We start from the raw sequence: 21,965 nt of genomic DNA, 5'->3' as shown, positions 1-21,965 counted from the left end.
CTCAGCCCTTCTCCACTCGAATGCCCGCCAGGGCGAGCTCCCTGCGGACGTCAGGCAAAGTCAGGAGAAGGTCCTCGACTTCCGTCACGGACAACCGCTCCACCGTGTGGGAGTCATAGTCGTTGTACTGAGTGAGCGCCTTGTCCCCCTCGTCCACGTAGACCTTGTAGTTCAGATCCCGCGCGTCAGCACGGATCCTGAAGTACTCGCCCATGTCCTCCGCGCGGGACAGCTCCTCGCGGCTGGCCAGGGCCTCCGAGAGCTTCTCTGCGTGCCGCGTGCCGATGACGTCCACCTGCGCGTCCGACTGGAACAGGTTGATGACGGCCTGGGCGAGGGTGCCAATGGTGCAGGAGGGTGCCTTGCGGATGAAGAGGTCGCCCTGTCTGGCGTTCTCCCAGGCGAACTCCACGAGAGAGACGGAGTCCGCCAGGGACATCATGAACCGCGTCATCTCCGGGTTCGTCACCGTGAGGTTCTTGCCGGCCTTGAGCTGGCGGATGAAGAGCGGGATCACGGAGCCGCGCGAATACATGACGTTGCCGTAGCGCACGCAGGAGACGGTGGTGGCTGCGGTCGGATTGTTGAGCCCGTGGGACAGCGCCACCTTCTCCATCAGAGCCTTGGACATGCCCATCGCATTCACCGGGTACACGGCCTTGTCCGTGGACAGGCACACCAGCGAGCCGACGCCGGCCTCGTCGGATGCGCGGATCACGTTGTCCGATCCGTAGATGTTCGTCCGGACGGCCTCCATCGGGAAGAACTCGCAGGAGGGCACCTGCTTGAGGGCGGCCGCGTGGAACACGTAGTCCACGCCCCTGACCGCGCGAGACACGCTGGTGTAGTCCCGGATGTCGCCCAGATAGAAGCGCAGACGGTCGTCGCCGAGGTCATGGCGCATCTGGTCCTGCTTGGCTTCATCCCGACTTAGGATGCGGATCTCCGCGATGTTCTCGCGCTCGAGGAGCCGGGTGGTGACGGTGTGGCCGAACGAGCCGGTGCCACCGGTGATCAGGATTTTGCGGTCGGTCATGGCTGCTCCTGGTGAAGGCTGGATCGAGAAGGCGTGGTTCCCTGGACGGCGGCGTGATGGAGGATGTCCTCGAGCTGACCGAGGGCTGAGACTGATGACATGCGCTCCTCGAACAGTCGGCGAGCAGCCGTCTTCATGTCCTCGTACTGGTTCTGCGGGAGCGCCGCGGCGTCGGCAAGGACATCCGCCAGGGCGAGGGGGTCCTCGGGAGGACTGGTGAACCCCGTGCCGTGCTCACTCACAATCTTCTGCACGTCGCCAAGAACAGTGGTGATGACCGGGATGCCAGCGGCCATAGAGCCCTGCAGCTTCGAGGGAACCGTTCCCCGGAAGATGGGCAAGTCCTTTAAGGGGACCAGCTGGAAATCGGTCCAATCGAGATGGGGTTGGAGCTCCGGAGGGGTCAACCGTCCGAGGAACAGCACCTTTCCGGCTTCCACAAGACCTTCACATCGCTGCCGCAGACGATTCTCGGCGCTGCCTCCCCCGGCGATGCGCCATTGAACATCGAGACCCCGACCCACGGCGATCTCGACTGCGGCCGCAATGGTCTCCAAATCCTGCAGGTCCCCGAGGTTCCCCGCGTAGAGGAGCCGCAGCACACCATTTGTCCTGCTTAGGTCCCGTCCGACGTTGACCCGCGCATCTTCAGACCAGTTGAGCAGCGTATGGACGGGCGTCCCGGGTCCAACTCGCTCCTCGAGGATGCGGGTCATCGTCGGTGCGATGGCCACGACGGCGGCGGCGCGTCGGTAGGTCAAAGATAGCCAAGGATTCATGAGGTTCGCCATGATCCGTCCCACCCTCTTCGGGACCATGGAGGATTCTGTGACCGACTCCGGCCAGAGGTCCTGGACATGAAGCACGTAGGGCGTGCCGACCCGACCCACCGACGCGAGCAAGGCGGGGACCGAAGCCGTCATCTGGGTCGCGTACACATAGACCACATCGGCACCACGCACTAGTGCCTGCTGTTTGACACCGGCCAATGCGAAGCTGCCGTAGCTTACGAAGCGCCCGAACGGGTTGCTCGAATGCGACAGGTGCGACCGGACCCGGTGCACGGGGACGCCGTCGATCCACTCGATCGACCCGTGGGTGTCGTATCCCGCGTAAAGACGCCCCTCCGGGTAGTTAGGTAGTCCGGTGAGCACTCTGACCTCATGTCCAAGACTGACAAGGCCACGGGCGACCGACGCCGGGATGGGGGCCGGTTCTGGGGGATAGTACTGCGAGAGGACAAGGATCTTCACCGTGCGGGGATGCCTTTCACGATAACGTTGTCCGGCACGTCCTTCACCGCGCAGGCGGCGGCGCCGACAATGCTGCAGCGTCCGACGGTACGTCCCTCGAGCACGATGGCGCCGACCCCGATGAGGCTTGCCTCTTTGACGGTGACCTCACCGGAGATCGCCGCTCCTGGATTGACGGAGACACTGTCCTGCAGGCGGGCATCATGACCAATGGTGCAGTTCAGGTTCAGGTGCACGTGGGATCCGATGGTCACGTTCGTGGTAATCTGAACTCCCCCACAGATGACGTTGCCCTCACCCATGCGGAAGGCGCCACCGGTCTGCACAGTGGGGTGCACCAGGTTGGGGAATATCCACCCCGCGTCAGCGATACGTTCGACGATCTTCCGGCGCACCTGTGGATTGCCGATCCCGATGACCAAACATGCACCGTCCTCCGGCGGGGAAGCAGGTAGAGGGCCGAGAAAGGGCAGACCCAAGGCCTCTAGACGTCCAATGTTCGTGTCTGACGCCCCGTCATCATAGAACCCAGCGAGCGTATAGCCCTCGCCGTCACCAAGCCGAGCATTGATGGCGTTGGCGACATCGGCGACCTCGCGCCCAAAGCCGCCCGCACCCATAATATAAAGATTACGCCTTGTCATTACATTCCTTCTTGTATTTTTTTCGGCGATAGCGGGATGGGTGCCGGTGAAGCGGGACATGGTCATCTGCCCCTCCGCCGTGATGCCCTCGCGCACCGCCACTGAGCGGATGGTACGCCACAAGATCGACAGGTCCTGGCGGAAGCTTATATTCTGAATATACTCGATATCGAGATCGAAGCGCTCCTCCCAGCCCACGGCGTTGCGCCCAGAGACCTGAGCCAGTCCAGTGATGCCCGGCCGTACCTCGTGCCGGCGCGCCTGCCGCGGCGTGTACAGGTTCAAGTACTCCGGCAGCAGAGGGCGCGGACCCACCAGAGACATGTCGCCGCGCAGCACGTTCCATAGGGAAGGCAGTTCATCGAGGCTGGTCGAGCGCAGCCATCTGCCGAAAGATGTGAGCCGGTCCGCGTCCGTCACCGGGCCATCAAATTGGTCCTCCACCTTCATGGAGCGGAACTTGTAAAGCGTGAACACACGCCCGTCCTTTCCGGGGCGCTCCTGGGCGAAGAGCACCGGGCGGCCCAGCTTCACCGCCACCGCAGCGGCGGTGGCGGCCATGAGAGGAGCCGTCACGACCAGCCCCAGCCCTGCCAGCGTGGCATCACCGACACGTTTGACTCGGGGGTAGAGGGTCATGATGGGTCCACCCCCCACGCCGCCGCGAGTGCGGAGAGGACCCGATCGAAGGCCTCGGTGGACAGCGCGCTGCCGCTGGGCAGGGTCAGACCGGTTTCGAAGAGCCGCTGGCTGGCGCCGGTGACCAGTCTGGGGGCGTCGGCGAAGACCGGCTGCAGGTGCATGGGCTTCCACAGAGGACGGGACTCGATCGCGGCCTCGTCCAGCCGCAGCCGCAGATCGCTCACCGGCAGGGGAGCGACATCCGGGTCAATCACCAAAGAGGTGAGCCAGCAGTTGTCCTCTGCGTCGTCCGCGCCTCCGAAGATCTCCACACCTGGCACCTGAGCCACGAGATCCCGGTAGCGTTCGCGCCACTCGCGGCGCCGTGCGATCATCGCGTCGAGCCGACGCAGCTGAGCGCGGCCCAGCGCAGCCAGGAGGTTGCTCAGGCGGTAGTTGTAGCCAATGTCCGTGTGCTCGTAGTGGGTGACCGGCTGACGGGCCTGCGTGGCGAGGTAGCGCACACGACCCGCCATGTCGGCGTCGTCCGTGAGGAGCATGCCGCCCCCCGATGTGGTCATGATCTTGTTCCCGTTGAAAGAGAACGCGGACGCCCGTCCGAACCTGCCGGCAGGCGTGCCCGCATGGGAAGCACCGAGGGACTCGGCAGCGTCCGCGAAGACCGGGACCTGATGACGGTCGGCGATCTCCATCAGGCGGGTGTAGTCGCAGGCCTTGCCGAGCAAGTCCACGGGCACCACGGCACGGGCTGGGGTACCCGCCGACTCCAGGGCCGTCAGCGCCTCTTCGAGCAGGTCAGGGTCCATGTTCCCGGTCGCCTCGACACTGTCGACGAAGTAGGGGGTGGCTCCGGTATAGACGATGGCATTCGCGGTGGCCGCGAACGTCATCGTCGACGTCACCACGATGTCCCCCGGCCCGATGTCCATGGTGAGCAGTCCCAGGTGCAGGGCGGCCGTCCCCGAGGACAATGCCACGGCGTGGCCGACGCCGATGCGCTCGGCCATCTCCGCTTCAAAGGCGTCCACGTCCGGGCCGAGCGGAGCGATCCATCCGGAGCGGATCGCGGCCACCACGGCGTCTTCTTCGGCTTGGCCCACATCCGGCGAAGACATGAGGATGCGCGTGTGGGTGGTCATCTCGCCGTTCTCCCTCGTAGAGCTGGTCAGGTTCATGCGTTGCGAGCCGGTGCGTCGGACGAGGCCACTCGGGGGTGCTGGCCCGCGTCCGCCTCAGCCACTCGTCGTAGTCCAGGGCGTCTGGCGCGAGCACGTCCACCGCGGCGTGGGAGATCTTCGGGTGGAAGGGACGGTCATCCGTCTCGCCCTGCCCGATGAGCTCCTCGTGGAGCTTCTCCCCGTGGCGGAGTCCTGTGAACGTGATAGGGACGTCCTTCCCGGACATGGCGATCATCCGCTGGGCGATGTCCAGAATACGCACCGGCTCCCCCATATCCAGGATCATCACCTCACCTGGCCGGCCGATGGCTCCGGCCTGGATGACCAGATGGCCGGCCTCCGGGATGGTCATGAAGTATCGGGTCACCTCCGGGTGGGTGACGGTCACCGGGCCGCCCTGTTCAATCAGCCGCCGGAACGTGGGCAACATGGATCCGCGGCTGCCGATCACATTGCCGAACCTCACGGAGAGGTAGGGCCGCCCCGTCTCCCGCGCCATCCAGGCCGTGAGCTTCTCAGCCACCCGCTTGGAGTGCCCGAGGGCGGACGTGGGGTTGGCCGCCTTGTCCGTGGAGATGTTGATGAACACATCGACGCCCACCGCCCGGGCCGCCTCAAGCACGTTCAACGTGCCGAGGACGTTGGACTTCCACGCCTCCTCGGGGTACTGCTCCAGCATGGGCAGATGCTTCAGGGCTGCGGCGTGATACACCACCTCCGGGCGGCGGTCCTGGAAGATGCGGTTCAGAGCAGCCACGTCACGGATATCCGCCAAAACCACATCCTCGGTGTCCAGAAGCCCGTGGCCCACGGTCGCCAGCTGGGCGTCCTGCAGGGCGGTCTCATCCCGGTCCACCATGATCAGCTCCGCCGGGGCGTACTTCACGATCTGACGGCACAGCTCCGAGCCGATCGACCCGCCGGCGCCAGTGACGAGCACCCGCTTCCCCACAAGGTACTCGGCCGCCGTGTCCACCTGAGTGTCCACCGACTCGCGGCCGATCAGGTCCTCGATGGACAGGTTCCGCAGGTCCTCCAGACCCACGGCGGACGTCAGCTGGCGGTCCAGCACCGGCAGCACCCGCACATGGAGGCTCAACGGGGCGGCGGCGTCCGCCACCGCGCGGGTGAGGCGGTTGTCGGCGGCCGCGATGGCCACGATCAGCTCGGTGGCACCCGTGCGATCCACCGCCTTCGGCAGGTCCTTAAGGGCCCCCACCACGGGGACACCCCGCACCACACGCCGCCGCAGGCCGGGGTCGTCGTCCAGGAACCCGACGGGCCGGTACTCGGACTCCGAGTCGATCTGCATCCGGCGCGCAAGAACCTCGCCCAGCATGCCTGCCCCGTAGATGAGGGTGGGGGCGGCGTCCTCGCCGGGGCCAATCCTCGCCTCCCGCCGCAGGCGATGGATGTAGCGCAGCCCCAGCATGAGGACCAGCGCAATGGGCCCCGCGATGAGCAGTAGGCTCCGCGGGACCTGCCATGCCTCCCCCACCACCAGCAACACGGCAGTGACCAGGGCCGACACGCCGATGACAAGTGTCGTCAGACCGCGGACCTCTTCAAACGTGCCGTAGCCGTACCGTCCGCGGTAGAAGCCCATGAGGTACCCAGCCACCAGTTGCACCACCGCGGTGAGCACGACGACGCTGAGCACCCCCGCCCATCGGACCGGGCCCACGGCGAACTCAAAACGGAACAGCGTGGCAACGGCCAGCGCCACCGCCCACACCCCCACATCGCACACGAGGGTGATCGCCCAATCGTGGCGTCTCGCTGCCGTCCACGCCTTGGTTGTCATCGCCGTACTCCTTCTCTTTCCGCACCCCTCGACATCACAGAACGGTCACGTTATCCCCGGCCGAGAACATATTGCGGGTGCCGTACACGGGTACGCGGAGTGGTGCAACGGCCGAGTGGTCCACGTCGGCACGGTCGGGGGTCACTACCACGTCATAGCCCGCCTCGACCGCTCGAATGCAGACGGGCAGCCGAACATATCCCGGGCCGGTGACCACCAGTTTCACCACATGACCTCCGGTTTCCCGTGCGCTGCACATCGACTCTGACGACCGACAAGGGCATCTCGCGGGATCTGTGATGACCGCTCAGCCTCGCTGACGCGAGCGTACATCACACCCGAAATGCGGCCCGCAGTTGCCTCATCAAAGCGATGACCTCGAAAACCTGACCTTAATTCCACTTGAATATCGGGTGAACGCCAATGGCGGGCCGCGGCGGCGCTACGCTGACCTGCAAGACAACGGGGTCGGTGACCCTGCCGGCCCCGCCGGCAGATCCCCTCCCCGATCGGCACGGGAGACAGGGAGACGGATGGACCAGCATCAGACGATGGACGCGACGGTGCCCGTGGAAGGGGACCCGGACGGGTTCTCGCTGCGGGACGTGTTGCAGCTCCTGCGCCGCCGCTGGAAGGCCATCACGGCGTTCACACTCCTGGGCCTGGCCGTCGCCGCGGTCCTCACCGCACTCCAGCCGCTCACTTACACGGCGTCGGCCACAGCCGTGGTCAATCCGACCGTCACGGACAATCCGGCGGCCGCACTGAGCCAGGACTCGGTGGCCAAGTCCCGGGCGGTGCAGTTCGACGAGCTGGCCGGCTCGGCCCTCGTGGCCGAGCGGGCAGCTGCCATGGTGGACTTCCCCGTCTCGACCGGTCAGGCGTTGTCCGCGGTGACCACGTCCGTGCCCACCAACACCGCCCTGATCAAGGTCCAGGCCGAGTGGTCCGACCCCGCCCAGGCCGCCCAGCTCGCCGACGCCTGGGTGCAGGCACTGCAGGACCAGGTGGGCGAGCTCGACGCGGCGGACGGGCGAGACCCGCAGGTACAGATCGACCGCCTGCTCCCGGCTACGGCGCCCGCCTCCCCCACGTCACCCAACCCGCCTCTGAACTTCGTCGTGGGGGCCGTCCTGGGCCTCGCTGCGGGAGCCGCGCTTGCCCTAGCCCTGGAGGCACTGGACCGCCGCATCCGCGGCACGGACGACTTGCAGCGCGCCGGCGTGACGCCCATCGGCGCCATCCCCAAGTCCACCGGCCTCGCGAAAGGTCAGCGCGTCCTGGAGGTGGCCGGCAGGCAGGACGCCGGTCACTTCCGAATCCGCGAGGCCTTCAACGAGCTGCGGATCAACCTCCAGTACATGAACCCAGACGATCCGCCCCGCATCATCACCGTGACCTCGCCCAGCCCCAACGACGGCAAGTCCACGGTGGCCGCGAATCTCGCCGTCACACTGGCCCACGCCGGCGTGCCGGTGGTCTTGGTGGATGCGGACCTGCGCCGTCCCACGGTGGCCACTACCTTTGATCTGCCCCAGGGCGCCGGACTCAGTGACGTGGTGGTGGGACGGGCCGCGTTCGCGGACGTGCTCCATTCAGCGGTGGATCTCCAGGATCTGGTGATCCTGCCGGCCGGCCAGCTCCCTCCGAATCCCACCCAGCTGCTCACGTCCGAGCGCTTCAGAGAGGCCATTGAGGCGTTGGCGGAGACGCATATGGTGGTCGTGGATGCCCCCCCGCTGCTGGCGGTCCCCGATGCGTCCGTGGTGGCCACCCGGCTGGACGGGGCACTGCTCGTCCTGAACGCCGAGTCCACCACGCGTGATGAGCTGCGCCACGCCGTGCAGGCGCTCCAACGCGTCCACGCCCCGATCCTGGGCGCCGTGCTCAACCGCGTGGACTCCAAGGACCGATCTGGCCGGTACGCCTACTACCGCTCGGACTACACCTCCCCCGCATCCACCGCCTGACCTGGGCCGACGCGAACGACCTGGGCGGGCGAGGGGTACTCGCCCCGGTGGCGGGCCCGTAGTGTCTGCACCATGCGAGCACTCACATGGCAGGGAAAGCGCAACGTCGTCGTCGAAGATGTCCCGGATCCGCGCATCCAGGAGCCGACGGACGCGATCATCGAGGTCACCTCGACCGGCATCTGCGGGTCGGACCTGCATCTGTACGAGGTCCTGGGGCCGTTCATGGACGCGGGGGACGTGATCGGTCACGAGCCGATGGGCATCGTCCGCGAGGTCGGGTCCGAGGTCACCCACATCCGGCCCGGTGACCGGGTGGTCGTGCCCTTCACCATCTCCTGCGGCCGGTGCTGGATGTGTCAGCGCGGGCTGCAGTCCCAGTGCGAGACCACCCAGGTCCGGGAGCAGGGCTCCGGCGCCGCACTCTTCGGCTACTCCCGGCTCTACGGCTCCGTCCCCGGCGGGCAGGCCGAGCTGCTGCGCGTGCCCCACGCGGACTACGGCCCCGTGAAGGTGCCGCACACCGGCCCGGATGAGCAGTGGCTGTTCCTCTCGGACGTCGTCCCCACCGCCTGGCAGGGAGTCCAGTACGCGAACGTCCCCGACGGCGGCACGCTCGCGGTGCTCGGCCTCGGCCCCATCGGTCAGCTGGCGGCGCGCATCGGTGTGCACCTGGGGTACCGGGTGATCGGCGTCGACCCGGTCCCCGAGCGCCGCGCGATGGCGGCCCGGCACGGCATCGAGGTCCTGGACGCCGACGGCGGCGAGGCCGAGGTGCTCCGCGAGCGCACCGGCGGCCGCGGCCCGGACGCGGTCCTGGACGCGGTCGGCATGGAGGCGCACGCCTCCCCGGTGGGGCACGTGGCCCACACCGCCGTGGGCCTGCTGCCCGACGCGCTCGGCCGGGCGGTCATGAAGACCGCCGGCGTCGACCGCCTGAGCGCCCTCCACACCGCGATCGACGCGGTCCGGCGCGGCGGCACGGTGTCGATCTCCGGGGTCTACGGCGGCATGAACGACCCGATGCCGATGCTCACCCTGTTCGACAAGCAGGTCACCCTGACGATGGGCCAGTGCAACGTCCGTCGCTGGGTGGACGACCTGCTGCCCCTGCTCGACGACCCGTCCGACCCCCTCGGCGTGCTCGACCTGGCCACGCACACCGCCCCGCTCGAGGACGCGCCCGCGCTCTACGAGACGTTCCAGAAGAAGGAGGACGGCTGCATCAAGGTGGTCCTGAAGCCGTGAGGATCGTCGTCCTGGGCGCGACGGGCAACGTCGGCACCGCTGTCCTGCACCGCCTCCAGGCCGCGGCCGAGGTGAGCTCGATCGTGGGCGTGAGCCGTCGCGGCCCGGACCGGTCCGGGGCGCCCTACGACGGCGTCGAGTGGCACCGCCTGGACGTCGCGGAGCCCACGGCGTCGGGGCGGCTGCGCGAGATCGTCGCCGGCGCCGACGCCGTCGTCGACCTGGTGTGGGTGATCCGCCCCAACCGCGACCGCGACCACCTGCGCGCCGTCAACGTGGCCGGCAACGAGCGCGTGTTCCGGGCCGTGGCCGAGGCGGGCGTGCCGCACCTGGTCTACGCGTCCTCGGTGGGCGCGTACGGGCCCGGCCCGAAGGGCCGCGCCGTGGCCGAGTCCCATCCCACCACCGGGGTCCCCACCTCGCACTACGCCGCACAGAAGGCCGAGGTCGAGTCGATCCTCGACCGCGTGCAGGCCGAGCACCCCGAGATGCTCGTGACCCGGCTGCGCCCCGGGCTGATCTTCCAGTCCGCCGCCGGGCCCGAGATCAAGGACTACTTCTTGGGCGACCTCGTCCCCGCCCGGCTGGTCGCCCGCCTGCGCGCTCCGGTGCTGCCGTTCCCGCGGGGCCTGCGATTCCAGGCGCTCACGGCCCAGGACGTGGCGGACGCGTACTGGCGCGTGATCGCCCACCGCGCGGGCGGGGCCTTCAATGTGGCCGCCGAACCCGTGCTGGACGCGCACACCATGGGCACCGTCCTCGGGGCGCGCCGCATCCTGGAGCTGCCCGTGGGCCTGTTCCGAGCGGCCGCGGCGCTGACCTACCGGGCACGGCTGCAGCCCACCGACCCGGGGTGGGTGGACATGGCGGCGGCGGTGCCCATCATGGACACCACGGCCCTGCGCGCCGCGACCGGCTGGTCCGAGACCACCGACGCCCGGGAGGCGGTCCGCCTCGTGCTCGACCATCTCGACGGCGCCGAAGGCCTCGGCAACGCCGGGCACCGCTCGCACTCGCCCACGGAATGAGGACGAGGACCCTCACCCGCCGGGCCGCCCTGACGGGCCTGCTCGGGAGCGCCGCCCTCGGGTTCACCGCCTGCACCTCCTCCGGCTATCCCGCCGACCCGGACGGCACCCTGGACCGCGTCACGGGCGGGGTGCTGCGCGTCGGCGTCGTGCACCACCCGCCTCACGTGGACGTCTCGGGCGCCGAGCCCGTCGGCCCCGAGCCCGACCTGATCCGCGGCTTCGCCGCGGCGCACGACGCACGCGTCGAGTGGACCGTGGCCGGGGAGGAGGCGCTCATGACCGCACTGGAGAAGGGCGACGTGGACCTGGTGGCCGGCGGCCTGACCTCGGCGTCCCCGTGGACGTCGCACGCGAGCATCACCCGCGACTACGCCGAGGCGCAGGGTCCGGACGGCGAGCCGGTGAAGCTCGTGATGGCCGTGCCCCTGGGTGAGAATCAGATGCTCACGGCCCTCGAGGCGTACTTCGACCAGCGCGCAGCGGAGGAGGCCCGATGACGCGGCGGAACACCCGGGAGACGGGGCCGAGCGGGCGCCGCTTCGGCGCCACGGAGCTGCCCCCGGAGATCGAGCGCGTGGTCCAGCAGGCCAAGCGGCTCGAATGGGCGACGCTGGGGGTGATCGTGGTCACGATCGTCCTCGTGGCGATCGTGATGGGCTCCTCGCAGGCCATGCGGGCCGCGTGGATCGAGGACCTGCTCTCCCTGATCCCGCCGATCGCGTTCCTCATCGCCCTGCGCGTGGCCCGCATGGCCCCGACGCGGGCCCGGCCCTACGGCTCTCACCGGTCCGTCGGGGTGGGGCACCTCGTGGCCGCCGTCGCCCTGTCCGTGATGGGCGTGGTCCTCGTCGGCGACTCCATCCTGGGCCTGGTGACGGCGGAGCACCCGCCCATCGGCACGTTCGACCTGTTCGGGCACACCGTGTGGCAGGGCTGGTTCATGATGGCCGTGATGGCCCTGTCCGTGCCCGGACCCATGATCCTCGGCCACAAGAAGCTCAAGCTGGCCGAGCAGCTCCACGACCGCGTGCTGTACGCGGACGCGGACATGAACAAGGCGGACTGGCAGACGGGCGTGGCCACCATCGTCGGCGTGGCCGGCATCGGCCTGGGCTGGTGGTGGGCGGACTCCGCTGCAGCGATCTTCGTGGGCGTGAGCATCGTGCTGGACGGCTGGAAGAACCTGAAGGAGGCCGTCACGAACCTGGCGGACCGTCGCGCCGCCACGATCGACGGCGCCCGGCCGCACCCGCTCATCGACCGTGCCGAGCGGGTCGCCTGGGCGGAGCCGTGGGTACGCCACGCGGGCGCCCGCGTCCGGGATGAGGGCCACGTGTTCCACGTGGAGATGTTCGTGGTGCCGCACGAGGGGGCGGACGTGACGGTGGCCCGCTGCTGCGCGCTGCGGGACGCGATCACCGCCCTGGACTGGAAGCTGCAGGACGTCGTCGTCGCCCCGGTGGACGAGCTGCCTGCCGAGGTGCACGGCGGTCGGTCCGGGGAGCATCAGACGGGCGAGGAGTAGCCCGGCCTCATCCGGCCAGGAACCGTCCCTCGAGGGTGGCGGAGGTGATGCGCTGGACCTCGCGCTGCTGGTCGGCGGCCCTCTGACGCAGTGCCTGCATCTCGGCAGCGTCGACCGCTGGCAGGTGCGGCGCGAGCTGTTCGAGGACGTCCCACATCGCGGACTTGGCCTGGAGCATGCCCTGCAGCAGGTCCAGTTCGATCTGCGTCCAGCCGGAGCCGCGCGTGCGCAGCGCGTTCACGGGGTTGAGGCGTCCGCCGACCTCGGCCGCCGCGCCGGCGGCCCGGTCCACCAGCGGGGTGCGGAGGCCCAGCTCGCCGATGAGCGCCTCGAGGCGGTCCTGGTCGTCCTGGACGGCGTCGCCGAGGCGGCGCAGCGCGGCCTCCTGCGGGGTGCCGGCCCAGGTCTGCTCGGCGGCACGGAACGCCTTCACACCGGAGCGGGAGCCGAGCAGGTGCTGATTGAGGAAGTCCTCCAGCATCTGCTCGTCCACGGCGGCGGAGGTGGACTCGGGGCGGGGGTGCTCATGGCCGGTCATGGGCCCTGTCTACGGAACGCGCGGGCGTGGCGGCAAGGGGCCGGGCGCGCTCAGACGCTGACGACCTCGACCGGCTGTCCCGGGTCCGCGCCGAACCACGCGTCGGAGGGGTGACGCCGTCGCGCACCAGGCGTGCGCCGAGCGCGGCGACCATCGCCCCGTTGTCGGTGCACAGGTTCACGGGCGGGACGGTCAGCTCGATGCCCGCGGAGCGGCACCGGTCGGCGAGCAGGGCGCGCAGGCGCGAGTTCGCCGCGACGCCGCCGCCGAGCATCAGGTGGGTGAGCCCGTGCTCGCGGCAGGCGCGGACGGCCTTGGCCGTGATCACGTCCGCGACGGCCTCCTGGAAGGAGGCGGCGATGTCCGCGCGCGGCACCTCGAGGCCGCGGGCCTCGAACTGCTCCACGGCGCGGGAGACGGCGGTCTTCAGCCCGGAGAAGGACCAGTCGTGCCGGTGCGGGCCGGGCTCCTCGGCGCTGCCGACGAACTTGCCCGCGGTGAGCCCGCGCGGGAAGCGGAAGGCCGTCGGGTCGCCCTGGGCGGCGAGCCGGTCGATCACGGGACCCCCGGGGTAGCCCGCCCCGATGAGCCGGGCGACCTTGTCGTACGCCTCACCGGCCGCGTCGTCGATGGTCGAGCCCAGCAGCTCGACCTCGGAGCTGATCCGGCCCACGCGCAGGATCTCGGTGTGCCCGCCGGAGACGAGCAGCGCGCCCAGGTCCGCGGGCAGGTCGTCCCACGCCGCGGGCCGCACACCGTCCAGCATGCCCACGCCCACGTGCGCCACGAGGTGGTTGATGCCGTAGAGGGGCGTGCCGAGGGCCGTGGCCAGCGCCTTGGCCCCCGCGACCCCCACCATGAGGGCGCCCGCCAGACCCGGACCGGAGGTGACGGCGATCGCGTCGAGGTCCGCGAGGGTGACGTCGGCCGCGTCCAGGGCGCGGCGGATCGTGGGCACGAGGGCCTCGAGGTGCGCGCGGGCGGCGATCTCCGGGATCACGCCGCCGAAGCGCACGTGCTCCTCGACGGAGGAGGCGACCTCGTGGGCCAGCAGGGCGGTGCCGCGGACGACGCCGACGCCGGTCTCGTCGCAGGAGGACTCGATGCCGAGCACGAGGGGGGCTGCGGTGGCGGTGGGCATGGGCTCCAGTCTAGTGAGCGGCCCGGTCACAGGGCCTTGCGCATGATCACGGCGTCCTCGCCGCCCGGGTAGTAGCGGCGACGCACGTGCAGCTCCTCGAATCCGTGGCGCGCGTAGAGGCGCCGGGCGACGGCGTTGGAGGCCCGGACCTCGAGCATGAGGGCGCTCGCGCCGCGCGCCGCGGCCTCCGCGGCCATCCAGCGCAGCTGGGCCGCCCCGATCCCCCGCCCCCGCGCCGCCGCGACCGTGCCCACGGTCTGCACGTCGGCGACGTCGCCGACCACCATGATCCCGCCGTAGCCGACGATCTCGCCGGGGGCGGGGCCGTCGTCGTCCGCGGAGCCGGGCGCGGCCACGTCGCGGACGACCACGCGGTAGTCCCGGGTGGGCGGGCGGCCGTGCGCGTCCCGTCCGCCGGCGGGGCCGGTCTGGGCGAGCTCCTCCTCGTAGAAGTGCGCAGGCCAGGCGTCGAGCGGGAAGAGCGTGGCCTCGTGGGCGAGCACCTCGGGGACGTCCCACACGGTCATGGGGCGCATCAGGTACCCGGGCGGCAGCCCGTGCCCGTCCTCGGCGGGGCGCCCGTCACCGGCCGGGGCCGGCTCGGCCGGGCTCACGCGCCCGCCCGCTTGCGGGGGCCGGGGACCTTGGCGTCGGACTCGCGCAGGTAGAGCGGCTCGGCGGGCACGAGGCCTCGGCCGCGCCGCAGGGCGAGCTCGGCCACCTGCCCCACCCCGACGGCGGACGGCGTGGCCGTCTCCCAGTCCGGCACCGCGCGCAGCGCCTCGGGGTAGAGCCCGGCCCCCGCGCCGTAGACGGGCAGCGGAGTGACCTCGTCCGCCGGCGAGACGAAGGGGCCGTGCAGCAGGGTCGGCTGCCCGCCGACCTGCGCGTAGTGGGCCCAGTAGACCTCGCGGCGGCGGGCGTCCGTGGCGACCACGAACTCCTCGATCCCGTGGCGGAAGGCGTCGACGCCGGCCGCATGGGCGAGCGCGTCGAGGCTGCGGACCCCGTGCACGGGCACGTCCCACGCCAGGCCGAGGGCGGCCGCCGTCGCCAGGCCCGCGCGCAGTCCCGTGAACGGTCCGGGGCCGACGCCGACCGCGAGCGCGTCCAGCGCGGTGCCGGTGACGCCGGCCTCGCCGAGCACGGCCTGCACCGCGGGGGCGAGCACCTCGGCATGGGCGTGGGTGTCGTCCGTGGCCCAGCGCGCGAGCTCCTCACCGTCCCGCAGGACGGCGACGGAGGCGGCGGCGGAGGAGTCGATCGCGAGGAGCAGGGCCATGACCGCCAGTCTACGGAAGCACGACGCCGGCCCAGCGCGGGCCGCGGCCGGTCACGACGGCCGAGCGCAGCTCCTCGGCCTGGCCCCCGTCCTCGTCGGAGAAGTCGGTGACGATGCCGTCCTCGCCCTCCCCCGCCGAGGCCGCGGGGGCGTCCTCACCCCCGCGGGCCCGGACGATCTCGATGTCCAGCCACGAGGCGTCCGGGTCCTCGGGGAACCCGGCGAGGGACTCGGCCATGCCCCGGCCCCACTCGACGACGGTCACGGATCGGTCCACGCTCGCGTCCAGGTCGAGGTCCGTGAGCTCCCCCGCCGAGCGCAGCCGGTACGCGTCCACGTGCACGAGGTCCGGGGTGCCCGCCGGGGCGTCGGCCGGGGCGGGGTGGACGCGGGAGAGGACGAACGTCGGCGAGACCACGCCGGAGGCCACGCCGAATCCGCTGGCCAGCCCCTGGGTGAAGGTCGTCTTGCCCGCGCCGAGGTCGCCCGTGAGGATCAGCACGTCGCCGGCGCGGAGCACCCCGGCGAGGGCGCGGCCGAACGCCCGGGTGCCGTCGGCGCCCTCGAGCGGGACCGTCGCCGTCAGCACGGGCTCGGGCAGGGTCGGGCCGGGGGCGGGGATCGCGTGGTCGCTCATGGGCAGGCCTCCTGGGTCGGCGTGGGGTCCACGTGCTGCCGGTCCACGCGGCCTCCGATGCGGGTCACCAGCTCGTAGTTGATCGTCCCGGCGGCCGCGGCCCACTCCTCCACCGGAATGCCGGAGGCCGGTCCGAACAGCTCGACGGCGTCGCCGGGCGCGTCCGCGGCGTCCGGGCCGAGGTCCACCACGAACTGGTCCATCGCGATGCGGCCCACCACGGGGACGGTCCGGCCGCCGACGTGGACGCGCGTGCCCTCGACGACGCGCGGGACGCCGTCGGCGTAGCCGAGGGGCACGAGCCCGAGGGTGGTGGGCTCCGCCGTGACGTGGCGGAACCCGTAGGACACGCCCTGCCCGGCGGGGACGGCCTTGACGTTGGCCAGGACGGTGACGAGGGACATGGCCGGGCGCAGTCCGAGCTCGGCGGCGGTGACGTCCGCGAACGGGGAGAGCCCGTACAGGCCCAGGCCGACGCGCACCATGTCCAGGTGCGTGTCCGGCCGGGCGAGGGCGGCGGGCGTGTTGGCCAGGTGCCGCAGCAGCGGGTGGCCGAGGGCCTCGGCGGCCTCGGCGGCCATCCGTTCGAACCGCAGCAGCTGCGCCGTGGTCTCGGCGGCCCGGTCCGGCTCGTCCGCCACGCCGAGGTGGGAGAACACGCCCTCCACCCGCACGAGGCCCGCGGCCTCGAGCTCGGCAGCATGCGCCACGAAGGCGGGCCACCGCTCGGGCGGGCAGCCGTGGCGGCCCAGGCCGGTGTCCGCCTTCAGGTGCAGGACGGCGCGGGCCTCGGGTCCGGCCCCGCCGCGGGACCGCAGCCCGCGGACGGCGTCGGCGACGGCGTCGAGGTCCCAGCCCGAGACACCGAGGGTCACCTCCGCCTCCACCGCGGCGGCGAAGTCCGTGGCCCCGGTGTGCAGCCACGCGAGCACGGGCAGGCGCACCCCCGCCGCGCGCAGGGCCAGGGCCTCGCGCACGTGGGCCACCCCGAGCCGGTCCGCGCCGGCGGCCGCGGCGGCGCGCGCGACGGCCACCGCGCCGTGGCCGTAGGCGTCGGCCTTGACGACGGCGGTCAGCAGCGGCCGGCTGCCGTCGGGGCGGCGGATCCGCTCCTGCAGCACGCCCACGTTGTGCCGGACGGCCGCCAGGTCGATGCGTACGGCGCGCTCGGTGTCCGCCGGGCTGACGTCGGCGCGGCTCATCGGACGGCCTCCGGCTCGGCGTCGTCCGGCCACCACAGGTGCGCGACGCGCGCGCCCAGCGCGGCCGGCAGCGTGGCCGTGGTGATCCGCCCGGCGCGGGCCTGGTCGGCCCCGGCCTGGGCGTGCAGCCAGGCGGCCGCCGCCGCGAGCCGGGCCGTGGGCGCCGGGCCGGGGTCCTCCCCGGCCCGGCGCGCCCGCGAGCGCCGCGCCACGTCCGCGGCCAGGACGGCGCCGATCGCCCCGGAGAGCACGTCGCCGGTCCCGCCCATCGCGAGCTCGGGGCCGCCGCCGGTCACGGCCCATGCCTCGCCGTCCGGGGCGACCACGAGGGTGCGCTGACCCTTGAGCAGGACGGTGGCCCCGTGCGCAGCGGTCCACGCCCGCAGCGCCGCCAGCGGGTCGGCGGCGTCGTCGCCGTCCGCGGGGACGCGCTCGCGCAGCCGGGACCACTCCCCGGCGTGCGGCGTCAGGACCACGGGCGTGCCGGCCGCGCGCAGCGACCGCAGCTCGGCGGCGGTGACCAGGTCCAGGGCCGAGGCGTCGGCGACCAGGGCCGCCTCCGGCCGTTCCTCGAGCGCGGCGAGGACGCCGGCCCAGCGCCGCCGCGCGTCGTGCTCGGTGTCCAGGCCGGGGCCGGCCACCCAGGCGTCCGCGCGCGACGGCTCGGGCCCCTCCGCCGAGACCAGCGCCTCGGGGTGGGCGGCGAGCACCAGGTCCCGGGTGGTCTGCGGGCCGGCGTGGTGCACCATGCCCGCGCCCGTCTGCAGCGCGCCCGCGCTCGCGAGCACGGCGGCCCCCGGGTAGCGCTCCGATCCGGCGACGACGGCCACCACGCCGCGCGTGTACTTGTGGGCCTCGGCTGCGGGGGCCGGGTGGGCGGTCCGTGCGGCGGCCTCGTCCATCACGCCCAGCCGCGCGGCCGGCGACGTCGGCAGGTGCGGTCCCAGCCCGATGTCCACCACGTGCACGGTGCCCGCGCGCGCCGCCCCCTCCCCGAGGACGAGACCGGACTTGAGGGCGCCGAACGTCACGGTCGCGTCCGCGCGGAGGGCCTCCCCCGCACCTCGCCGGTGTCCGCGTCCACGCCGGAGGGCACGTCGCACGCCAGCACGAGCGCCTCCGCCGACAGCGCGCGCGCCGCGGCGGGCAGCTCATACTCGCCGGTGAAGCCCGTGCCGAGCACGCCGTCCACCACGAGCGCGGCCTCGGGCGGCACCGCGTCCGCGCGGCGTCCCCCGGCCGCCTGCAGCGCAGCCCAGCCCTCGGCGTGCCAGCGCGGGGCGCCGTCGTCGTCCCGGCGGACGGGCACGGCGACCGCGGCCACGCCCCGGCGGCGCAGGAAGGCGAGGGCGAACAGCGCGTCCCCGCCGTTGTTGCCGGGGCCGACGAGGGCGGCCACGGTCGCCCCGGCCACGGGGCCGCGCTCACGCAGCAGGGCGGCGGCGTGCTCGGCCAGGGCCCAGGCGGCGGCGCGCATCAGCTCCGGGCCGCGCCCGGCCGCGAACAGGGGCTCCTCGGCCGTGCGCACGGCCGAGCCGGTCAGGGCGATGCGGGTCAGGTCATCGGCGGTCATGCGGACTCCTCCTCGGCCGCGCGGCGTTCGGCGACCACGTAGGCGGTGGCGACGTCCCCGTCATGACTGAGGGAGAGGTGCCAGTGGGTGATGCCCAGGGCCTCGGCCTGGGCCTGCACGGTGCCGGTCAGGTGCACGGTGGGGCGGCCGTCGCCGTGGTCCGGGCGCGGGATCCAGCAGTGGTGCCACATCATCCCGGGCGGGGCGCCCATGGCCTTGGCGACCGCCTCCTTGGCGGCGAAGCGCGCGGCCAGCGAGCGCAGCGGCAGGTCCCGCTCGTCCTCGGTGAACAGGCGTGCGCGCAGCGCCGGCGTGCGCTCGAGCTGCGCCCGGAACCGCGGGACGTCCACCACGTCCACCCCCACGCCGACGATCACACCGCCCCCGCCCGCCGGGCGCCCACGACGACGGCGCCGGCCTCGTCCCCGACGGGCTGCCCGCGCAGTCGCTTGGCCAGGTCGAGCGGCCACTGCAGCACGCCGGGCAGCTGCTGGTCGCAGCCCGGCGTGAGCATCGCCTTCCCGTAGGCCAGCACGCCGTAGACGCCGTGCTGCAGGCGGCCGAGCCGGTCGAAGCCGGCGTCGAACGCGTACAGGGACACACGGCCCTCCTCGGGGGTGAGGCACCGCTCCGCCAGCAGCCGCGCACGCTCCACGTGCTGGTGGAAGGTGAGCACGCCCAGGTGGTGCAGGCCGAGTTCGCGCATGCGGTCGGCCGCGTGGATGACCTCGCCCTGGGTGGTCACCGGATCGGGCGCGAAGCACTCGACGCTGACGCCGGCCAGCCGCGGGTCGCGTTCCCCCGGGCCGCCGCACAGCTTCTCGTGCCCGTCCGGCCCCAGGTACGCGGAGACGAAGAGCCGGTCGGTGACGCCGGACGCGGCGAGCTCGATCGCGGCGTCATAGACGCGGGGCTGGCTGTAGAGGACGAGGAGGGCGTCCACGCGCGGTGCGTCGTCCGGGTGCGGGTCCGTCACGGCGTGCGTGGCCCACCCCGCGCCGAAGGCCAGTGCCAGCGCCGCCAGGGTGGCCACGGTGGCGCAGAGGGCCCGCGCCCACCGCGGCAGGCCACGGCGGACGCGCCCCCGGTCGACCCGCTCGTTCATGCGCCCTCGGGCACCTGCCGCAGCACGACGGTGGAGCGGGCCGGGAGCTCAAGCACGTCCCCGGCACGCACGCGGGGGCGGGTGCCGTCCGGGGCGACGTGGGACGAGGTGTCCACGACGACCTCCCACTCCGCCGGGAACGTGGGCCCGGGCAGGGTGTACGGCACGGGCTCCCACCACGCGTTCATGAGGACGTAGAAGTCCCGGTAGGGCTCCTCCCCTTCCTCGTCCCCGCGGGTGAGCATGTGCCCGTTGAGGTAGAAGCCGATCGACCGGGCCTCGGCGCCCCAGTCGTCCTCCGTCTTGGCGGTCGCGTCCGGCTCGAGCCACACGATGTCCGGCAGGGGCGCCTCGACGTCGCGGGCCGCGGGGCGACCGTCGAAGTGGTGGCGACGGCGGAACACCGCGTGGTCACGGCGCAGCGCGATCAGGTCGCGGGTGAACGCCACGAGCGAGTCGTCCATGGCGGACCAGTCGATCCACGAGATCTCGTTGTCCTGGCAGTAGACGTTGTTGTTGCCGCCCTGGGTGCGGCCCAGCTCGTCGCCGTGGCTGATCATGGGCACGCCCTGGCTGATCAGCAGGGTGGCCAGGAAGTTGCGGCGCTGGCGGGCGCGGAGCGTCACGACCTCGGGGTCGTCGGTCTCCCCCTCAACGCCGCAGTTCCACGAGCGGTTGTGCGCCTCGCCGTCGTTGTTGTCCTCGCCGTTGGCCTCGTTGTGCTTCTCGTTGTAGGAGACGAGGTCGCGCAGCGTGAAGCCGTCGTGGGCCGTGACGAAGTTCACGGACGCACCGGGGCCGCGCCCGTCCCCCTCATAGAGGTCGGCCGAGCCGGTCAGGCGGGTGGCGAACTCGCCGAGGGTGCCGGGCTCGCCGCGCCAGAAGTCGCGTACCGCGTCCCGGTACATGCCGTTCCACTCGGACCAGAGGCCGGGGAAGTTGCCCACCTGGTAGCCGCCCCAGCCCACGTCCCACGGCTCGGCGATGAGCTTGACGGTGCGCAGCACCGGGTCCTGGCGGACCACGTCGAAGAACCCGGAGAACATGTCCGGGCCCTGCTCCCCCTCCACCCGGGTGAGGGTGGTGGCCAGGTCGAACCGGAAGCCGTCCACGTGCATCTCGGTGACCCAGTAGCGCAGGGAGTCCATGACCAGCTGGAGGGCCTTGGGGCTGGAGAGGTCCACCGAGTTCCCGGTGCCCGTGTAGTCCATGTAGTGCCGCTCGTCGCCCTCGACGAGGTGGTAGTAGCCGGCGTTGTCCAGCCCGCGCAGGCTGAGCATGGGGCCCTTGTCGTTGCCCTCGGCCGTGTGGTTGTAGACCACGTCGAGGATCACCTCGAGACCAGCGGCGTGCAGGTCCTTCACCATCTGCTTGAACTCGCGGACCTGGCCGCCCACCTCCGAGGAGGAGGCGTAGGCGGCGTGCGGGGCGAAGAAGCCGAGCGTGTTGTAGCCCCAGTAGTTGCTCAGCCCCTTCTCCTGCAGGGTGGCGTCGTTGACGAACTGGTGCACGGGCATCAGCTCGACGGCGGTCACCCCGAGCTCGGTCAGGTGGCGGACCACCTCCGGGTGGGCCATGCCCGCGTAGGTGCCGCGCAGCTCCTCGGGGACGGCGGGGTGCAGCTTGGTCATGCCCTTGACGTGGGTCTCGTAGATCACCGTGTCCGTGAGCTCGACGGCGGGTGGGGCGTCATCGCCCCAGTCGAAGTCCTCGGCGACGACGACGCCGAGCATGCTCGTGCCCAGGTTGTCCGAGGTGTCGATGCGGTCCGGCTCGTCGAAGTCGTACGAGTGGTGCTGCTGGCCCCACTCGTAGTCGCCGGTGAACGCCCGCGCGTACGGGTCCACGAGGATCTTGGCCGGGTTGTGCCACAGGCCGCGGGCGGGGTCCCAGGGGCCGTGCACGCGGTAGCCGTAGCGCTGCCCGTGGCCGATGCCCGCCACGTGGGCGTGCCATGTGGTGCCGTGCCGCTCCTCGAGAGGGATGCGCGTCTCCGTGCCGTCGTCGGCGACGAGGCACAGCTCGACCGCCTCCACCTCGCGGGAGACCGCGAGGGCGAAGTTGGTGCCGGTCTCGTCCACGGTGGCCCCGAGGGGGTACGGCTGGCCGATCTCCACTGTGTGCATGACTCTCCGGGGTCTCGTCGTGCGGCCCGC

General features: G+C 71.8%; 20 protein-coding genes and 1 pseudogene. 5 read left to right on the top strand and 16 right to left on the bottom strand.

Annotated features, from left to right (window positions below):
- Position 1 precedes the first annotated feature (1 nt).
- From POD19_RS06415 to POD19_RS06395, 5 genes are read right to left on the bottom strand one after another with little or no spacing between them, the layout of a single operon-like run.
- Complete coding sequence (locus POD19_RS06415; RefSeq protein ID WP_101967437.1) at positions 2–1,036, bottom strand: polysaccharide biosynthesis protein; 1,035 nt, start codon at positions 1,034–1,036, stop codon at positions 2–4.
- Positions 1,033–2,289: a glycosyltransferase family 4 protein gene (locus POD19_RS06410; RefSeq protein ID WP_144818475.1), complete on the bottom strand. Its 1,257-nt coding sequence runs from the start codon at positions 2,287–2,289 to the stop codon at positions 1,033–1,035. Before POD19_RS06410 ends, POD19_RS06415 begins: the two co-directional genes overlap by 4 nt.
- Positions 2,286–3,572: a NeuD/PglB/VioB family sugar acetyltransferase gene (locus POD19_RS06405; RefSeq protein ID WP_340309384.1), complete on the bottom strand. Its 1,287-nt coding sequence runs from the start codon at positions 3,570–3,572 to the stop codon at positions 2,286–2,288. The genes POD19_RS06410 and POD19_RS06405 overlap by 4 nt, the downstream gene beginning before the upstream one ends.
- Positions 3,569–4,690 carry a DegT/DnrJ/EryC1/StrS family aminotransferase gene (locus POD19_RS06400; RefSeq protein WP_340309502.1) on the bottom strand — a complete coding sequence of 374 codons (1,122 nt, stop codon included), beginning with the start codon at positions 4,688–4,690 and terminating at the stop codon, positions 3,569–3,571. The genes POD19_RS06405 and POD19_RS06400 overlap by 4 nt, the downstream gene beginning before the upstream one ends.
- Positions 4,590–6,557, bottom strand: coding sequence for a nucleoside-diphosphate sugar epimerase/dehydratase (locus tag POD19_RS06395; protein WP_340309383.1), 1,968 nt, complete (start codon positions 6,555–6,557; stop codon positions 4,590–4,592). Before POD19_RS06395 ends, POD19_RS06400 begins: the two co-directional genes overlap by 101 nt.
- Positions 6,558–7,090: 533 nt before the next feature.
- On the opposite strand from POD19_RS06395, the gene POD19_RS06390 reads away from it, so the two are divergent.
- From POD19_RS06390 to POD19_RS06370, 5 genes are all read left to right on the top strand, one after another.
- On the top strand, positions 7,091–8,527 hold the full coding sequence (locus tag POD19_RS06390; RefSeq protein ID WP_340309382.1) for a polysaccharide biosynthesis tyrosine autokinase: 1,437 nt from the start codon (positions 7,091–7,093) through the stop codon (positions 8,525–8,527).
- Between the two features lie 72 nt (positions 8,528–8,599).
- Entirely contained in the window at positions 8,600–9,775 is a 1,176-nt protein-coding gene (locus POD19_RS06385) for a zinc-dependent alcohol dehydrogenase (protein ID WP_340309381.1), read from the top strand.
- Positions 9,772–10,803 carry an NAD-dependent epimerase/dehydratase family protein gene (locus POD19_RS06380; protein WP_340309380.1) on the top strand — a complete coding sequence of 344 codons (1,032 nt, stop codon included), beginning with the start codon at positions 9,772–9,774 and terminating at the stop codon, positions 10,801–10,803. The genes POD19_RS06385 and POD19_RS06380 overlap by 4 nt, the downstream gene beginning before the upstream one ends.
- The gene (locus POD19_RS06375; protein WP_144786662.1) at positions 10,800–11,303 is read left to right on the top strand and encodes an ABC transporter substrate-binding protein; all 504 of its coding nucleotides are present in this window, start codon (positions 10,800–10,802) and stop codon (positions 11,301–11,303) included. Before POD19_RS06380 ends, POD19_RS06375 begins: the two co-directional genes overlap by 4 nt.
- Entirely contained in the window at positions 11,300–12,331 is a 1,032-nt protein-coding gene (locus POD19_RS06370; RefSeq protein ID WP_340309379.1) for a cation diffusion facilitator family transporter, read from the top strand. The genes POD19_RS06375 and POD19_RS06370 overlap by 4 nt, the downstream gene beginning before the upstream one ends.
- Positions 12,332–12,338: 7 nt before the next feature.
- On the opposite strand, the gene POD19_RS06365 is transcribed toward POD19_RS06370, so the two are convergent.
- The 11 genes and pseudogenes from POD19_RS06365 to glgX all read right to left on the bottom strand — a co-directional run bounded on the left by POD19_RS06365 (position 12,339) and on the right by glgX (position 21,935).
- On the bottom strand, positions 12,339–12,869 hold the full coding sequence (locus POD19_RS06365; RefSeq protein ID WP_340309378.1) for a hypothetical protein: 531 nt from the start codon (positions 12,867–12,869) through the stop codon (positions 12,339–12,341).
- 50 nt (positions 12,870–12,919) lie between these two features.
- Positions 12,920–14,010: pseudogene (gene tsaD, locus POD19_RS06360) on the bottom strand (tRNA (adenosine(37)-N6)-threonylcarbamoyltransferase complex transferase subunit TsaD).
- A 26-nt stretch (positions 14,011–14,036) separates the two neighbouring features.
- Entirely contained in the window at positions 14,037–14,624 is a 588-nt protein-coding gene (locus POD19_RS06355) for a GNAT family N-acetyltransferase (RefSeq protein ID WP_340309377.1), read from the bottom strand.
- A complete protein-coding gene (gene tsaB / locus POD19_RS06350) occupies positions 14,621–15,292 on the bottom strand; it encodes a tRNA (adenosine(37)-N6)-threonylcarbamoyltransferase complex dimerization subunit type 1 TsaB (protein WP_210078938.1) in 672 nt (223 codons plus the stop codon). Before tsaB ends, POD19_RS06355 begins: the two co-directional genes overlap by 4 nt.
- Before the next feature lie 10 nt (positions 15,293–15,302).
- Entirely contained in the window at positions 15,303–15,929 is a 627-nt protein-coding gene (gene tsaE, locus POD19_RS06345; protein ID WP_049160271.1) for a tRNA (adenosine(37)-N6)-threonylcarbamoyltransferase complex ATPase subunit type 1 TsaE, read from the bottom strand.
- Positions 15,926–17,131 carry an alanine racemase gene (gene alr / locus POD19_RS06340; RefSeq protein ID WP_340309376.1) on the bottom strand — a complete coding sequence of 402 codons (1,206 nt, stop codon included), beginning with the start codon at positions 17,129–17,131 and terminating at the stop codon, positions 15,926–15,928. Before alr ends, tsaE begins: the two co-directional genes overlap by 4 nt.
- Positions 17,128–18,162, bottom strand: coding sequence for an NAD(P)H-hydrate dehydratase (locus POD19_RS06335; RefSeq protein WP_340309375.1), 1,035 nt, complete (start codon positions 18,160–18,162; stop codon positions 17,128–17,130). Before POD19_RS06335 ends, alr begins: the two co-directional genes overlap by 4 nt.
- On the bottom strand, positions 18,159–18,704 hold the full coding sequence (locus POD19_RS06330) for an NAD(P)H-hydrate epimerase (protein WP_340309374.1): 546 nt from the start codon (positions 18,702–18,704) through the stop codon (positions 18,159–18,161). The genes POD19_RS06335 and POD19_RS06330 overlap by 4 nt, the downstream gene beginning before the upstream one ends.
- Positions 18,701–19,081, bottom strand: a complete 381-nt coding sequence (locus POD19_RS06325; protein WP_036338002.1) for a holo-ACP synthase — start codon at positions 19,079–19,081, stop codon at positions 18,701–18,703. Before POD19_RS06325 ends, POD19_RS06330 begins: the two co-directional genes overlap by 4 nt.
- Positions 19,078–19,809, bottom strand: a complete 732-nt coding sequence (locus POD19_RS06320) for a hypothetical protein (RefSeq protein WP_095353613.1) — start codon at positions 19,807–19,809, stop codon at positions 19,078–19,080. The genes POD19_RS06325 and POD19_RS06320 overlap by 4 nt, the downstream gene beginning before the upstream one ends.
- The gene (gene glgX / locus POD19_RS06315; RefSeq protein WP_036315853.1) at positions 19,806–21,935 is read right to left on the bottom strand and encodes a glycogen debranching protein GlgX; all 2,130 of its coding nucleotides are present in this window, start codon (positions 21,933–21,935) and stop codon (positions 19,806–19,808) included. The genes POD19_RS06320 and glgX overlap by 4 nt, the downstream gene beginning before the upstream one ends.
- Positions 21,936–21,965 lie beyond the last annotated feature (30 nt).

Origin of the sequence: Micrococcus sp. GPGPB33 (assembly GCF_037853785.1) — a bacterium.
Classification (GTDB): domain Bacteria; phylum Actinomycetota; class Actinomycetes; order Actinomycetales; family Micrococcaceae; genus Micrococcus; species Micrococcus luteus.
Note: the sequence above shows the minus strand (reverse complement) of the source record. Positions and strands in the feature narration are given on the sequence as shown.

Bases quoted from the DNA above. Each gene is read 5' to 3' on its own strand.
- POD19_RS06415 (WP_101967437.1), bottom strand. From the start codon at position 1,036: ATGACCGACCGCAAAATCCTGATCACCGGTGGCACCGGCTCGTTCGGC.
- POD19_RS06405 (WP_340309384.1), bottom strand. From the start codon at position 3,572: ATGACCCTCTACCCCCGAGTCAAACGTGTCGGTGATGCCACGCTGGCA.
- POD19_RS06400 (WP_340309502.1), bottom strand. From the start codon at position 4,690: ATGTCTTCGCCGGATGTGGGCCAAGCCGAAGAAGACGCCGTGGTGGCC.
- POD19_RS06395 (WP_340309383.1), bottom strand. From the start codon at position 6,557: ATGACAACCAAGGCGTGGACGGCAGCGAGACGCCACGATTGGGCGATC.
- POD19_RS06390 (WP_340309382.1), top strand. From the start codon at position 7,091: ATGGACCAGCATCAGACGATGGACGCGACGGTGCCCGTGGAAGGGGAC.
- POD19_RS06385 (WP_340309381.1), top strand. From the start codon at position 8,600: ATGCGAGCACTCACATGGCAGGGAAAGCGCAACGTCGTCGTCGAAGAT.
- POD19_RS06375 (WP_144786662.1), top strand. From the start codon at position 10,800: ATGAGGACGAGGACCCTCACCCGCCGGGCCGCCCTGACGGGCCTGCTC.
- POD19_RS06370 (WP_340309379.1), top strand. From the start codon at position 11,300: ATGACGCGGCGGAACACCCGGGAGACGGGGCCGAGCGGGCGCCGCTTC.
- POD19_RS06365 (WP_340309378.1), bottom strand. From the start codon at position 12,869: ATGACCGGCCATGAGCACCCCCGCCCCGAGTCCACCTCCGCCGCCGTG.
- tsaB (WP_210078938.1), bottom strand. From the start codon at position 15,292: ATGGCCCTGCTCCTCGCGATCGACTCCTCCGCCGCCGCCTCCGTCGCC.
- tsaE (WP_049160271.1), bottom strand. From the start codon at position 15,929: ATGAGCGACCACGCGATCCCCGCCCCCGGCCCGACCCTGCCCGAGCCC.
- alr (WP_340309376.1), bottom strand. From the start codon at position 17,131: ATGAGCCGCGCCGACGTCAGCCCGGCGGACACCGAGCGCGCCGTACGC.
- POD19_RS06330 (WP_340309374.1), bottom strand. From the start codon at position 18,704: ATGACCGCCGATGACCTGACCCGCATCGCCCTGACCGGCTCGGCCGTG.
- POD19_RS06320 (WP_095353613.1), bottom strand. From the start codon at position 19,809: ATGAACGAGCGGGTCGACCGGGGGCGCGTCCGCCGTGGCCTGCCGCGG.
- glgX (WP_036315853.1), bottom strand. From the start codon at position 21,935: ATGCACACAGTGGAGATCGGCCAGCCGTACCCCCTCGGGGCCACCGTG.